General features: G+C 55.5%; 16 protein-coding genes and 1 pseudogene. 4 read left to right on the top strand and 13 right to left on the bottom strand.

The window, feature by feature from the left end; translation table 11 throughout:
- Positions 1–630: 630 nt before the first annotated feature.
- The 12 genes and pseudogenes from VSQ30_RS02270 to VSQ30_RS02320 all read right to left on the bottom strand — a co-directional run bounded on the left by VSQ30_RS02270 (position 631) and on the right by VSQ30_RS02320 (position 8164).
- Complete coding sequence (locus tag VSQ30_RS02270; protein ID WP_334461693.1) at positions 631–978, bottom strand: TnpV protein; 348 nt, start codon at positions 976–978, stop codon at positions 631–633.
- Between the two features lie 768 nt (positions 979–1746).
- A complete protein-coding gene (locus tag VSQ30_RS02275; RefSeq protein ID WP_334461694.1) occupies positions 1747–2376 on the bottom strand; it encodes a hypothetical protein in 630 nt (209 codons plus the stop codon).
- 16 nt (positions 2377–2392) lie between these two features.
- Positions 2393–3301: a replication initiator protein A gene (locus VSQ30_RS02280; RefSeq protein ID WP_334461695.1), complete on the bottom strand. Its 909-nt coding sequence runs from the start codon at positions 3299–3301 to the stop codon at positions 2393–2395.
- A 2-nt stretch (positions 3302–3303) separates the two neighbouring features.
- Positions 3304–4008: a hypothetical protein gene (locus tag VSQ30_RS02285; RefSeq protein WP_334461697.1), complete on the bottom strand. Its 705-nt coding sequence runs from the start codon at positions 4006–4008 to the stop codon at positions 3304–3306.
- On the bottom strand, positions 3992–4267 hold the full coding sequence (locus VSQ30_RS02290) for a hypothetical protein (protein WP_161930797.1): 276 nt from the start codon (positions 4265–4267) through the stop codon (positions 3992–3994). The genes VSQ30_RS02285 and VSQ30_RS02290 overlap by 17 nt, the downstream gene beginning before the upstream one ends.
- 2 nt (positions 4268–4269) lie before the next feature.
- Positions 4270–4506, bottom strand: coding sequence for a hypothetical protein (locus tag VSQ30_RS02295; RefSeq protein WP_161930796.1), 237 nt, complete (start codon positions 4504–4506; stop codon positions 4270–4272).
- Positions 4503–4694, bottom strand: coding sequence for a hypothetical protein (locus VSQ30_RS02300; RefSeq protein ID WP_160580257.1), 192 nt, complete (start codon positions 4692–4694; stop codon positions 4503–4505). The genes VSQ30_RS02295 and VSQ30_RS02300 overlap by 4 nt, the downstream gene beginning before the upstream one ends.
- 74 nt (positions 4695–4768) lie before the next feature.
- The gene (locus VSQ30_RS02305; RefSeq protein ID WP_334461701.1) at positions 4769–5224 is read right to left on the bottom strand and encodes a hypothetical protein; all 456 of its coding nucleotides are present in this window, start codon (positions 5222–5224) and stop codon (positions 4769–4771) included.
- On the bottom strand, positions 5208–6149 hold the full coding sequence (locus VSQ30_RS02310) for a ParB/RepB/Spo0J family partition protein (protein ID WP_334461703.1): 942 nt from the start codon (positions 6147–6149) through the stop codon (positions 5208–5210). The genes VSQ30_RS02305 and VSQ30_RS02310 overlap by 17 nt, the downstream gene beginning before the upstream one ends.
- The gene (locus VSQ30_RS20735) at positions 6146–6931 is read right to left on the bottom strand and encodes a ParA family protein (protein ID WP_502876266.1); all 786 of its coding nucleotides are present in this window, start codon (positions 6929–6931) and stop codon (positions 6146–6148) included. Before VSQ30_RS20735 ends, VSQ30_RS02310 begins: the two co-directional genes overlap by 4 nt.
- Before the next feature lie 96 nt (positions 6932–7027).
- Positions 7028–7834, bottom strand: a pseudogene (locus VSQ30_RS20740) (recombinase family protein); the annotation flags it as partial.
- Positions 7835–7846: 12 nt separating this feature from the next.
- Positions 7847–8164 (bottom strand): helix-turn-helix domain-containing protein, encoded by a 318-nt coding sequence (locus tag VSQ30_RS02320; protein ID WP_160642896.1) that lies wholly within the window; start codon positions 8162–8164, stop codon positions 7847–7849.
- Between the two features lie 61 nt (positions 8165–8225).
- Here VSQ30_RS02320 and VSQ30_RS02325 point away from each other — a divergent pair, with 61 nt between their 5' ends.
- The 4 genes from VSQ30_RS02325 (at position 8226) to VSQ30_RS02340 (ending at position 12260) form a co-directional block, all read left to right on the top strand.
- Positions 8226–8408: a hypothetical protein gene (locus tag VSQ30_RS02325; protein WP_334461706.1), complete on the top strand. Its 183-nt coding sequence runs from the start codon at positions 8226–8228 to the stop codon at positions 8406–8408.
- 114 nt (positions 8409–8522) lie between these two features.
- Positions 8523–8987: a MarR family winged helix-turn-helix transcriptional regulator gene (locus VSQ30_RS02330; RefSeq protein ID WP_334461709.1), complete on the top strand. Its 465-nt coding sequence runs from the start codon at positions 8523–8525 to the stop codon at positions 8985–8987.
- Positions 8988–9430: 443 nt separating this feature from the next.
- The gene (locus VSQ30_RS02335; RefSeq protein WP_160641754.1) at positions 9431–10303 is read left to right on the top strand and encodes a DNA adenine methylase; all 873 of its coding nucleotides are present in this window, start codon (positions 9431–9433) and stop codon (positions 10301–10303) included.
- A gap of 46 nt (positions 10304–10349) precedes the next feature.
- Entirely contained in the window at positions 10350–12260 is a 1911-nt protein-coding gene (locus VSQ30_RS02340; protein ID WP_334461712.1) for a glycoside hydrolase family 127 protein, read from the top strand.
- Between the two features lie 76 nt (positions 12261–12336).
- Here the strand turns inward: VSQ30_RS02340 and VSQ30_RS02345 are convergent, their stop codons facing one another.
- The gene (locus VSQ30_RS02345; protein WP_160641756.1) at positions 12337–12873 is read right to left on the bottom strand and encodes a helix-turn-helix domain-containing protein; all 537 of its coding nucleotides are present in this window, start codon (positions 12871–12873) and stop codon (positions 12337–12339) included.
- Positions 12874–13018 lie beyond the last annotated feature (145 nt).

A 13018-nucleotide genomic window follows, 5' to 3' on the forward strand; every position in this document is an offset into this window, starting at 1 on the left:
TATAATCCGCCAAAAAAGTGCCGCACTCGTCCACCAGCTTTTGCAGGCTTTCCGGTTCCTGCGTTAATTCCTTCACCTTGTTCAGCCGGTCTGGATGTCCGAAAATATCTTGAAACGCAGTACGAAGCGTGGGAAAATATCTGTCACGAGCCTCGTCCGCAATATCCTGTTGCAGATAAATCAGGGCTTCCGCCACCCGGCCCCGCTCAAAGGGCCAGGCCCGGTAAAGCATAAGCTGGCTGGCATATTCCCCCGCTTCCAGCAGCTCCCGGATACGCCCAGCCGCCTGCTCCCAGGAAAGGGCTGTGGCGAAATCCCTGTGGACGCTTTCGCCGGGGGCAATCAGCATCCCAGCATCGTCATACCAAAGGGCATATTTGCGCTCGCCCACATAGAAGCCCGCGCCGTTCTCCTTGTAATGGGCCTGCAAAAAGCGGGCGTTTTCCTCCAAGGGCTTATCCTTCATAAACTCTGCGATAATGCGCAGCCTGCTGCTGGGGTCATTCGCGCCGATGCGTAGGGCCTCATCAATAACTGCCTGGGCCAAACTGCTGCCGCCAGCCTGGGGCGTGTTCACCAGCGGCGTAAAGTCTGCCCCGCCAAAAAGCGAAAACTGCCCAAACCCGTCCTCTAGCTGTACACTAACTCCACCAATATCGTCTCCTCCACTTGGTGCTTCGCGTTGTTCATCAAGCCCGCCCACTTCATGGGATCGCGGGCTTTCATGCTCTCCGTGATTCCCATAGATTTCTGCATCTGTGGCATCAAAAGCGCCAGACGCTGGTTCGCCGCCTGGTCTATCTCTGCCAGATGACGGCCCAATGTCCCCTCCAGAATCAGCCGGTTGTAAAATATCGGACGATGCTCCTTCAGGTATGCCAGCCGCAGCAAGCCGTACTTGCCCAGATTCACGGGTTTCTCCACCTCCAATTCCGGCAAGAGAAATTCCCCCTCCTGCCGGTATGCCAATTCTGCCATGCTCTTTTCTCCTTTCGCGCTCAAAATTCTTGATGGTGACTTCAATTTGCCGCAGCACTTTCTCGCTGCTCCGGCTGACCGCCGTACCCAGGGCCGTGGCGGCGATAGGGGTGTTGAAATCGAACACACTCAAAAAATCCTCGTGCTGTAAGTGGCTGTCCGGGTCAAGTCCGCAGCGGGCTAAAAGCACGTAGAGGGTGCTGGTGGTGCAGGCGTCGCAGAAGCTGGCGTGAATGTTTTCCTCGTCCAGCTCCTCTAAAAAGGAACCCTCCGCGCTGGCTAAAATGTCGGCCCGGTTTTCCTGCCAGCTTTCCTCCGCCAACTGGCGGGCGGCTTCTTCCAACTGCCACGCTAGGCCGATGTCGGCGGAAACGTCATAATGATCGGCCAACGATTCCATAACAGCCTCTTGATTATCCCCGGTCAATTCCCAAAGATAGGGCTTTCTGGCGTTCTGCCGCTCCACAGTATCTGCGATATCAAACACATAGCGAACCTGGGGCGTGCCCCGGCTGGTGTCCACGATGGCAATGCCCTTTGAACCCCGGCGCACGGCGCGGCCCATGCGCTGGTTCCACACGTCAAACCCGGCGCAGGCGGTGGCTTCGGGCCGCTGGGCGTAGATGAAAACCTGCTCGCTGTAGGGATATTTGTAAAGACGGGCCGCCGTCTGCAAAAAGGCCGTCCACTCTGCAAAACTGGCTGTCAGGCGGCTGGTGGTGTCGGTGGCTAACTGTGTTAATGTCTGGACTTTACTGATCAATCACATCATCCTTTCTCGCGACAAAGTATAAATTCCTCTGCATTTCCCAACCCAAAAAGCAGAATACTGAGGTTTTCCAAGGCACTGTTGATGCCCCTATAATATTCCGCCTGTTCAATGCGCAGGGACGCGGCTATCTCTCCCACGGGGTACTCGTGGGGGGCGATATAGCGCTTGTAGATCAAGCTGTACTGCCGTTTTTCCCTGTCGGTTTTCGCATTGTCACTTATCCCCTTGAGGCAGTCCAGCGCCGTGTTTACCCATGACCATATCACACGGTTCCCAGCAGCAGCGAATGCCACAGACTGCACCCTCTGGTTTTGCAGGCTTTCCTCCCCTTCCATCAGCCGCTGGTACTCCGTATCCTCCAGCAGCTTCAACGCATGTTCCGTGCCCAGGTTGATGGCTTCCCGCAGGCGGCGGTAGTTTTGCAGCAGCCTTTTGGTGGCAAGGTATTTAGCGTTTTTCATATCCTGATATTTCTTTTCCGTCACAGCATGGGCCTTTTTCTCAGCGGCCCGCACCACCAGCTCCACTACAGATTCCGCCTGTTCAGCAGGCCAGCCGGTAATTTTCGACAAACGCGCGATGGTATCCAGGTACTCTTTTTCCAGGGCAGCATACTTGTTTTTCATAGACATTCTCCTTGTGTTAATTTGCAAAATCGGCGCAATACTGCGCCTTTACGGCGGCATTGTATCCGGCAGGGGCGTTGAACAGCAGCGCCAGCAGGTAGTTGTGGGCGTTGCGGACTGGTCCTGCCCGCCCCAGGCTGTCCAGGGCGTAGGCGGCGTGTTCATACCCCACCGACCGCATACGGGCCTTGGCAAAGCCTGCCGGGTAACTGTCCTGCCCTATGCGGACAACCGGCCCGCTGCGGCAAAGCACCTCCGTGATGAGGGACGCCACCTCATCGGCCAAATCCTGCCCATACTCTTGCCGCAGGATGGGGTACTCCACCTGGTCACGCACATTGGCGGCTGCTTCTTCCACGTCCTCCGCTTCTTCCCGGAGGGAAGGAAGGTCAATATTTTCAAGGTCTTTATGTTCAAGTTCTATAGGGTCAACATTTTTAACCTCAAGAGGTAAAGGCCCTTGACTTCCAGAAGTCAAATTTTTTGTTTTCTGGAAATCAACTTTTTTAACCTCATGGGTCTTGCCCCCCTGGCTGTCCGGCCCCTGTGGACACTTCACCGAGGCAAAATCGTTTATGTAGATTTTTGACGGCTTGCCCTGGCCCTGCCGCACCTTTTTGATAAGCCCGATTTCTTCCAACTGCTTCGTCCATTTGATGATGGTGGGGCGCGAACGCTGCATCTGCTTCTGCATCTGCTCCACAGTGTAGATGATGAAGAACCGTCCATTTTGGTCTGTGAATTTATCGGCGTTCCGGGCCGACAAGCCCGCCCGCTCCAGCATAAAGCAGTAAAGGAGTTTCGCCCCCTCATCCAGAGGGGCATAACTGCTGTTTTCCAGCAGCAGCTTGGGCACCTCCAAGTACCGGAACCCCCGCGCCGCCTGGGGCTGGAGGGGGGTCAGGTCAAGTTTTTTCATCTCCATTTTTAACGCTCCATTTCCGTATGTTTTCTTGACCGGGACAGCCCGCCAAGCAGGGTCTTTTTTACCTGGCTCAATTCCTCGACCCTGGCTTGTATATTCCAACTCATGAGCCAACTGCCCGCGTCCCTGTCCTTTCTGATAGCGTCCAAAAACCGCTGGCACTGTGCCATGCCCCCGTGCATGGCGGCTTGAAACTGCACCTCCCTGTCCGGGTATATTTCCAGTTTTTTTATGCAGCCGGGGCTGAGATAAGGGATTACTTGTTTCAGCGTTTCCGGCAAATGCCACGCAAGCTCCATCACCTTCCTTTTTGTGGCTGCGCCGCCCCATTTCGCAATCTCCATAAGCACATCTGTGTCCGTTTCCCAGCTCTTTACAGCGGCTGTGCGGACCTTGTCCGTGCCATACCGGGCCAGGAATTTGCGCACCACTGGCTCCGGGTCTGTAAGCATTTTTAACTGTGTGGCTTCATTGGCCCGGCAGGCAACTGCCACCCGGACAGACATATCCCTGTCCTTATAGAGCGCGGCCCACTCCCGCTCCCCGCCGTAAAGGGCGGCGGCTATTTTCTCCCTGTACCCACCCCGGCACCAGGCGGCAAGGGTATCCCGCCGGAATTCCTCATCCGATATGGGCAGGTAGCCCGGCTTCTCCGGGAAGGGGAGTACCTCGAAGCCGCATATGTTTTCATTACAAGCAGGGGTCATCTGGTTTTTCCCTCCTTCTCCGGGCATTTTCCTGCTTCTTCATGCAAAATACCAGTTCTTGATTTGCCCGGCTTAGCAAGTCCTTCATAGCTAAAAGCGGATCGGAGAAATAGTGCCCCCAGAAATAGTCGGTGCCGTTTTTGCAGGCCCAGGTCACAAACTGTGAGGGGGCCTTGCTGTGTACCCCCATTACAAATTCCATCTCACCAACGTGGACAGAATCTGTAAGGATATAACCCGCGTTTATCCTTATACTCATAGCTAAAGCACCTCCATCTGATTTTTTCTTCTTTCCCCGCGCCGCAGGAAATCCAGCCCTTGATGGCGCAGGCTGGCTTCTATTTCTTTCCAGTTTTCTATTTGCTCTTTCAGCATCCTGTCATGGCTTTCCCTATACTCCCGCCTTAGCTGGGCAACCTTCCCGCCTATGGTATCCGCTTGGGCCAGGTATTCCCGGCCCATGGCGGTAAAATCCAGGGGTCCAATATGCCCGTTCATGCGCCCACCCCCAGCTTGACATACAGCTCCAGCAGCCTGGGCCGGGTGCAATGGCACTCCTTGACAGCCGCCCGCACGTTGCCCTTCGTAATGCGCCGCCTCCCTGGCAGGCCGCAGTAATGGGGATAGTGGACGCTGAAAAACGGGCAGTCCGGGCAGTTGCAAATTTCGTTGTTATGCTCTGACATTCTTCATCACTCCTGTTTTTTGGTATAAAGAAAGCCCCAATCACACGAAGTAATCGGGGCAAAACAGTGCTATTCTATTGTAATTTTGCAAGGGTTTGACAAAGCGTTTCTATGTGTTCCGCCCAGCCATTCCCTCCATGCTTGTGGCACAATCCGTGTGCTGGTTCTTTCACCCGGCGCAGTACCCGCAGAAGCCGGGAAACGTCCTTCGGCATTATGATTATCTGCCTGATTTCGTGCGACCCATACCTCATGCGCACAGGGTCAAGGGCCGTGATACAAATACGTCCAGTTTGGAAAAACTCGGCTGCGCACTCTGCCAGCAGCACACGGGCCGCGTCAAAGTAGACGGGGTAGAAGTATTTCAAATCAGTGGGGGAAAGGTCTTTGACAAGATACTCTTTCAGGGTTATAATAGATTGGGAAACATCCAAAGCGCTGAAAAGCTGCCTTGCGCAAAGGGCGTCCAGCAAGTCCTGGCCCAAAGGCGAGCCTTTTATAGCGGCGGTTTTCTCACTCATTTTCGTCACCTGCGCCCACTCCTTCCTGTTGGGATTTCCAACCTTTCAAAAGGGAGAAAATAACATCCTCCATCTGCTTTTGTGTGTAGGTTTGCGGGAAATACTGCTTCAAGCGGTCTTTTTTCAGCGTGACTTGCATCGCCGCAGGCTTTTTGCGCGCCAGCACGACCTTCATTTTTGTTTCGGTCAACTGCCTATCCTGGCTGTACATTTTTAGCTGCTGGGCCTGCTCCAAAGTGGGAACAACATCCAGCCTGCCCATTATGGCAAGCAGCAAACCTTGCTCCTCCAATGTTAGATAGGAAATTTCCACGGCAGGCCGCAACACCAGTTTGTTTTCGTCTACCATCTGGAGCAGGGCAGGTAGAAGGTAGGTCAGACGGATATATCGGCGTATCTGGTCTTGGCTTTCGCCTACCTGTTGGGCCAGGATACTCCGTGATTTTTGCCCGCTAAAATTGTGTGCCACTGGCACACAATTTTTCTTGCTCGGCCTGCCAGCCTTACGCTTCATAGCTCCCAACTTCATCCTGTACGCAAATGCTTTCTCACTGGGCAAAATCTTCTCCCGCTGGAGATTGCTGTCCACCATGATTAGTACGGCTTCGTCATCGTCCAACTCTCGCACAAGCACGGGCATGGTGGCAAGCCCCGCCAGTTCGCAGGCCCTTTTACGCCGGTGTCCGGAAACCAGCTCATAGCCGCCCTCCGGCCTGGGCCGCACGATGCCAGGGACAAGCACTCCGTGTTGGGCCACGCTATCGGCTAATTCCTGCATCTTCTCATCGTCCGTAACGTGGAAGGGGTGGTTTTTGAACGGGTGCAGGTCTGACAGCGGGATTTCTTGAAATGGTTCCCCGGCGGTCTGGCCCTGGCTGACCCCAAAGAAATCGTCCAGGCTGGCAAGCTGAATTTTCCCCGCGCTGCCCCTCATGACGCTACCTCCAGAGTAAACGCATTGTAGGCTGTAGATACTTTACCGCTGGGATCGTGCAAATATATACTCTTACCCTCTGCGCTGGTTTCAGCGGCCCGGATGGATTCGGGAATGATAGTGTCGAAAATGCGCAGCTTGTTTCCGTAATTCCCTCGCAGCAGGGCCACAATGTCCCGCGAGTAGGCTGTGCGCATATTCGCCATGGTGATGAGGATACCGGAGATTTGCAGGCTGGGGTTGAATTTGCGCCGCACCAGCCCGATGGTGGCTAGAAGCTGCTCCAGGCCCTTAATGGACAGATAGTGGGCCAGCATGGGGATGATTACCTCGTCAGCGGCTGTCAGTGCGTTGGCTGTTAGGGTTCCCAGGGACGGGCAGCAGTCCAGCAGGATGTAGTCATACTGTCTGCGGACGGTTTCCAGAAATTCCCGCAAAACCGTTTCCCGGCCCATGACGCCAACCAGGTTCATTTCCACCATGGCAAGGTCGATGTTGGCAGGCAGCAGGTCAACCCCTTCCTCTTGATGCAGGATGTACCCGGCGGGGTCAAAGGGCTTTTGCTGGACAATTTTCCCCAGCACAGTGGAAAGGGTGGTTTCTATGCGGTCGGGCTGGTGATAGCCCAAGCTGGCAGTTAAAGAGCCTTGCGGGTCAACGTCTACCAGCAGGACGCGCTTGCCCTGGCGGGCCAGGCCAATGCCTAAATTCACGGTTGTGACGGTCTTGCCCACGCCGCCCTTTTGGTTGCAGACCGCAATGACTTTTGTTGTTTTTTTCATCTGAAGTCTCCTTGCACTAAAATCAAACAGGACTAAGCCAGTGCCCTCTTGCTGTAAGGATTTCTGTCTTAGTCCTATTTTAGCAGAAGCATTTGAAAGGATATACCCGATGGAGCTGCTGTTCCATTTCGTGCTTCCGGTTTTTGTCCGGCAGTCAATGCCTGTCAGGAAGGCCGCGATATCTGCCTGCGTCCAGCCGTATAAATACGCATCGAAAATAAAGCGGACGACCCTGGCCTCGTCCTCATTGACTATCAGGGGGGCGTATTTGATATAGCTGCCGGCAGCATCCCTTTGCCGGTCATATCCAAGCAAGGGGGGCGTCAGCAGCCTGCGGTCCTTGAAGCGCTGTGCCAGCGACCAGATCATGGCTTCCCGCTTTTTAATCGATTCTTCCTGTGCGAAAGAGGCGAGAAAGGCCAGTATGAATTCTGAGTCTTTGTCCAGCGTGTTCAGGTTGTCTGTTTCAAAAAGCACGCCAACAGGCGGTTCAAGGTTCTTGAGCTTCCGGATGAGGGAGATGCAGTCTACCAGGTTCCTGGCAAAGCGGGAAACCTGCTTTGTCACAATCAGATCATATTCCCCGTTTTCGCAGGCGGCAATCATGGCGTTGAAGGCGTCGCGGTTTTTCAGGGAAGTGCCCGAAATGCCCGCGTCTGCATAAATATGCTTTAAATCCCAGTTAGGCTTGTCCTTGGCTAGCTGCTTATAGTGCGCCTGCTGGAGCTCAAAGGAAGAAAGCTGCTCGTCGTTGCCTGTAGATACGCGGCAATAAGCACATACCCTTAATATCCTGGCCTGATCGCCCAAGCCGGCCCTCGGCCTGGCCGGGATGAATACCGTCCCGCCATCTTCCGCGCTTTGATACATCTTTCCGAATGGTTCCCTGTTATCCTGGGGCATTATATAACCTCCTTAGTGTTCCTGCATCTGATGAATCCGCTTGTTTTTTTCGGAAAGCGCGAAGGCCATCCTGCGGAGAGCCGCAATGTCTTCCCCGTCCAGGTCAAATTCATCAAAGGAAAGCTGCTTTGTCCTTCCCAGCAGATAATCTGTACTTACGCCAAATACGTCTGCGATCCGCATAAGCGTGCCTAACGGAGGCTGCCGCATATCGCTTTCGTAAGAGGAGATGGTGCTTCTGTCTACGCTTAACAAACTGGCCAGCGCTTCCTGGTGGAGATTCATGGACTGGCGAAGCTCTTTGAGCCTGGAAGGGAAAAGAAATATCATGTTCAGTACCACCTTGCTGTTTAGTAGAAATTATACCAGCAAATGCGTGACGGCGGGTCGCATGCGTGTGACAGTTTGCAACATCCGCGCCAACCGTATGTACATCGGCTTAAATGGGAAACGGGCATCCGCCTGCCGGAATGGCGTTCTGCCTTGTTTTGCTGCCGGCCTGTATGTTTTTGGAGGCGCCGCGGTTATAAAACCCATTGGCAAGGTGTCTGTCAAGGAGCTGGTGAGCGAATAGCGCTTCTTTTTCTGGCTTTGCGTCATAAAATCTTTACAGAAAATTCTTTGACTTTTTCATTCTGGGGGGATTATAATGTACATATGAGTTTATCAAGTGCTGAGGAGGGGTGGCATGGACGAAGCAGGGAAAAGAACGGCACGCCAGGATACATTTGTCCGGGAATTCGGCCGTGCCCTTACCTTTTTGCAGCGCAGCCGCAGCAAGTTCATGGGGGAGCGCCTGCGGGACTATGGCTTTTCCGGGGCCATGTACATGATTTTGCTTCATGTAGACCGGCATCCTGGCGCCAGCCAGGACTGCATTGCCAACCATATGTACATCAATAAATGCAATGTAGCCCGCCACACAAAAAAGCTGGAGCTTTTAGGATATTTGCGCCGGGAAACGGATCAGGCGGACCGCCGCCAGAACAACCTGTACCTCACCGAAAAAGGCAAAGCCCTGGCCCCGGAAATCCGTTCCTATCTGGGCCAGTGGGGCAAGGAAATTACTGCCAGCCTGCAGGAGGAGGAAAAAGCCACCCTGCTGGCCCTCCTCACTAAAACCACTGGGCAGACAAAATCCCAGCAGGGATGAACGCGTGCAAAGCACCTGGGAAGGCCTTCCAGGTGCTTTTTTTCAGCTTCTGCCTAAAAAGCGCGAGCAAATGCAGGGAAGCGGGGCTTCTCCCGCGCCGCCCCTTGTGGCGCTGCCTCCCATGTGAACGCACTGCAGGCGGCAAAGGCTTTGCCCGTTGGAGCGTACAAATATATCCTTTCTTTACTCGTCTGCTGCTTTCCTGACGAACAGCATGGATCTTAAAAGGCGAGGACCTCTGGCTGCCAGGAGACGGCAGAGCTTGACGAGCTGTACTGGTTTATTAACCGCAAGCCTCGCACCCCGATCCGGGAAAACATCCATATCATGACAATGGTGAGCAGAAAACCACGACTCGCTTGGACACTCCCCATCCCCCCCCCGGCTTGCATGTCCGGGCAAATTATGGTATAGTATTCTGCATAAAAGAGGTGGTGCGCGCAATGGCTAAAGATAAACGGGCAGTTCCTTTTGTAAAATGGGCAGGCGGCAAGCGCCAGCTAATGGAGTCCATCACGCCGCTGCTTCCCAAGCGGATTTCCTCTTACTGCGAGCCTTTTTTAGGCGGCGGGGCGGTCTTTTTCTCCATCCAGCCCAAAAAGGCGGTTGTAAATGATTTAAACCAGGATTTAATGCTGGTGTATGAAACCATCCGGGACGACGTGGACGCTTTAATTTCGTCCCTGCAAACCCATGAAAACACAGCGGACTACTATTACATGATGCGGGACATGGACAGGGACAAGAAGGCATACAGCGCCCTGTCCCGGGTGGAGAAGGCCTCCCGCCTGCTTTATTTAAACAAAACCTGCTTCAACGGCCTGTTCCGGGTAAACTCCTCCGGGGAGTTCAACACCCCCTTTGGGCACTATAAAAACCCCAATATTGTAAACGAGCCTGTCCTGCGGGCCGTAAGCCAGTATTTTTCCGCCAGCAGCATCACCTTTTGCAGCGAAGACTTTTCCCAAACCCTGGAGCGGGTAGGGAAAGGCGCCTTTGTTTACCTGGATCCCCCTTACGATCCCCTTTCCGGCACAGCCAATTTCACCGGGTATAACCAGGGCGGCTTTGGCAGGGCGGAGCAGATCCGGCTGAAGGAGGCCTGCGACGGGCTGACAAAGCGCGGCGTCAAGTTCATGCTTTCCAATTCCGCCACAGATTTCATCCGGGAGCTGTACCAGGCATATGACGTCACCGTTGTCAAGGCCAAGCGCGCCATCAACGCCAACGCCCGCAAGCGCGGCGCCGTAGAAGAGGTGCTGATCCGCAACTATAGCCGGACCCTCCGGGCATTTTCCGGGGCCTCGGCCGTGTAACAGGCGAAAAGAGCAGAACATCAAAAAAACAAAGGAGGACAAGAGCATGGCGCCAAAGCGGGAAATCAGCATAAAAGACGTAAAGGTGGACGACAGCTTCTGGAACGGGCGGATAGGCAACGCCGTGGAAAAGGCGGTGCCCTACCAGTGGCGGGTGCTCAACGACCAGGAGCCTGGGGCAGTGCCCAGCCACGCGGTAATGAATTTCAAAATCTGCGCGGGGCTGGCGGAAGGGGAATTCGGGGGCTTCCGGTTCCAGGACAGCGACCTTGCCAAGTGGATAGAGGCGGCGGCCTACAGCCTGCTGTATAAAGACAGCCCGGAAATCCGGGCCGCCTTGGAGGAGGCTGTAAGCGTCATTGAAAAGGCCCAGCAGCCGGACGGGTATCTGGACACCTATTTCATCCTGGAAAAGCCGGAGGAGCGCTGGCGGGACATTGCCCATGGCCATGAGCTGTACTGCGCGGGCCACATGCTGGAAGCCGCTGTGGCCCTGTTCCAGGTGACGGGCAGCAGCAGGCTTTTAACGGTGATGGAAAAAACGGTGAACCTTATCCGCCAGGTGTTCGGGGAAGGGGAGGGGCAGATTTCCTCCTGCCCCGGCCACGAGGAAATCGAGCTGGCCCTGATGAAGGCATACCGGGCCACAGGCCAGGAGGCGTATAAGGAATTGGCCCTGTATTTTATTGAAAACCGGGGCGCAAAGCCCGGCTTCTTAGAGGAGCCAGGCTTCCAAAACGCCAGCAAAAACAGGTGGTTCCAGGCGTCCTACCACCAGGCCCACGCCAGGATCCGGGAGCAGGAAACCGCCGAGGGCCACGCGGTGCGTGCCATGTATTTCTTCACAGGGGCGGCGGACGCGGCCCTGGAAACAGGGGATCCCACCCTGAAGGCCGCCCTGGAAAAGCTGTGGGAAAACGTGACAAGGCGGCGGATGTACGTCACCGGCGGCGTAGGCTCCCAGGGGGAGGGGGAGTGCTTCACCATCGACTACGACCTGCCCAACGACACCTGCTATACGGAAACCTGCGCCGCCATCGGCCTTGCCATGTGGGCGCTGCGGATGCTGCGGCTGGAGCCAAAGGAGGAGTATGCCGCCATTATGGAGCGCGCCCTTTACAACAACGTGCTCAGCGGCATCTCCCAGGACGGGGAGCACTATTTCTACGTGAACCCCCTGCTGGTAAAGCCGGAGGTGGCCCGGTTCCGCCGGGATCACCAGGACGTAGAGCCGGACAGGGTAAAGTGGTTTGGCTGCGCCTGCTGCCCGCCCAACATCACCCGCACCCTCTGCGGCCTGGGGGGCTATATCTACACCCGGAAAGGGGACGCCATTTACCAGCACCTGTATATTGGCAACACAGGGGAATTTGAAACGGAAAAGGGCAAGGCCCGGCTGCGGTGCGTTTCCTCCATGCCCTGGGAGGGCAAAGCGGAGATAGCCTACAGCGGCCCCGCCGGGGTGGAGGTGTACCTCCGCGTGCCCGGCTATGGGGAAAATTTCCGCATCACAAAGGCAGGCGCTCCCGTAAGCTTCACCCTCTCCCAGGGGTATGCCCGGCTGTGCCCCCAGGACGGGGACGCATACACCCTGTCCTTTGACATGAAGGCCCAATACCTCCAGGCCAACCCCCAGGTGCTGGAAGACTGCGGCAAAGCCTGCGTCCAGCGGGGGCCGCTGGTATACTGCGCCGAGGAGGCGGACAACGGCCCCCTGTTAAACAGCTTCACCGCTGATCTCTCCCAGCCCCCCGTTTTAGAAACAAGCCCCCTTTTCGGCGGCGTCACAGTGGTAAAAGCGGCAGGCTCCCAGATAGATTGGGAAAAGTGGCCCGCAAACGCCCTGTACGCCCCGGCGCCGGCCCCCACCCGTCCCGCCTCCCTCACCCTGGTGCCCTATTTCCTGTGGAACAACCGGGGCGCGGGGGAAATGCTGGTGTGGATGAACGCCCGGTAAAACAGGCATACCCCCGCGCAGAAGGCCCCGCCTCTGGGAAAGGAGGCGGGGCCTTCCTGGTTGCCCGGCCCGCCCATCACCCCTTCTGGGAATAGAACCGGGAGCTGGAAAGCACCAAGTCCCCCGCGTCGTCCTTTTGGAAGGTGTTCTCCTCATAGAAAACGAAGCAGTCCAGATGGCGGCGGACAGGGGAATACCGGGGGACAGCATAGTAAACCCGGTTTATCACCTTCCCCCTTGTCTCCGCTATGTCAAAATTTGCCAGGGGATGCTCAAACAGGCTTTCCGGGACATTCCCGCCGTCCAGCCAGTCCTTTATCCGGTTCCGCAGCTCCGGCAGGCTGAGGGCCTGCCTGCGGGCCGGCTTTTCCGGCTGCACAGCCTCGTAAAAGGTGTGGATGAGATCTAAAGCCGCGGGGCCGCCCGCATACTTCAAAAACAGCAGCAGGGACGGGCCGGAGGGGCAGTATTTCCCCTTTTCCAAATCAGAGTAAGACCGGACGTCCATGTGGAGTATCTCCGACATAGCCTGCTTGGTGGCCCGGCGGGCAAGGCGCAGGCTGCGTATCTGGCCACTTAAAAATTTTCTCGTAAATAATGTGTTTGTATGCATTTGAACCTCCTGAATAGATAATTGTTGTAGGAGAATATTATCTTTTATGGAGGCAAAATTCCAGGAGGGGCACCTCCGGTTTTGGAAAACACTGCCTTTTCGTGAAACTTCGTCACGAAATTTGTCATATTTTGACGCGCTTCCC

The sequence above is a fragment of the Acutalibacter sp. JLR.KK004 genome, from assembly GCF_036941085.1.
Classification (GTDB): Bacteria; Bacillota; Clostridia; order Oscillospirales; family Acutalibacteraceae; genus Acutalibacter.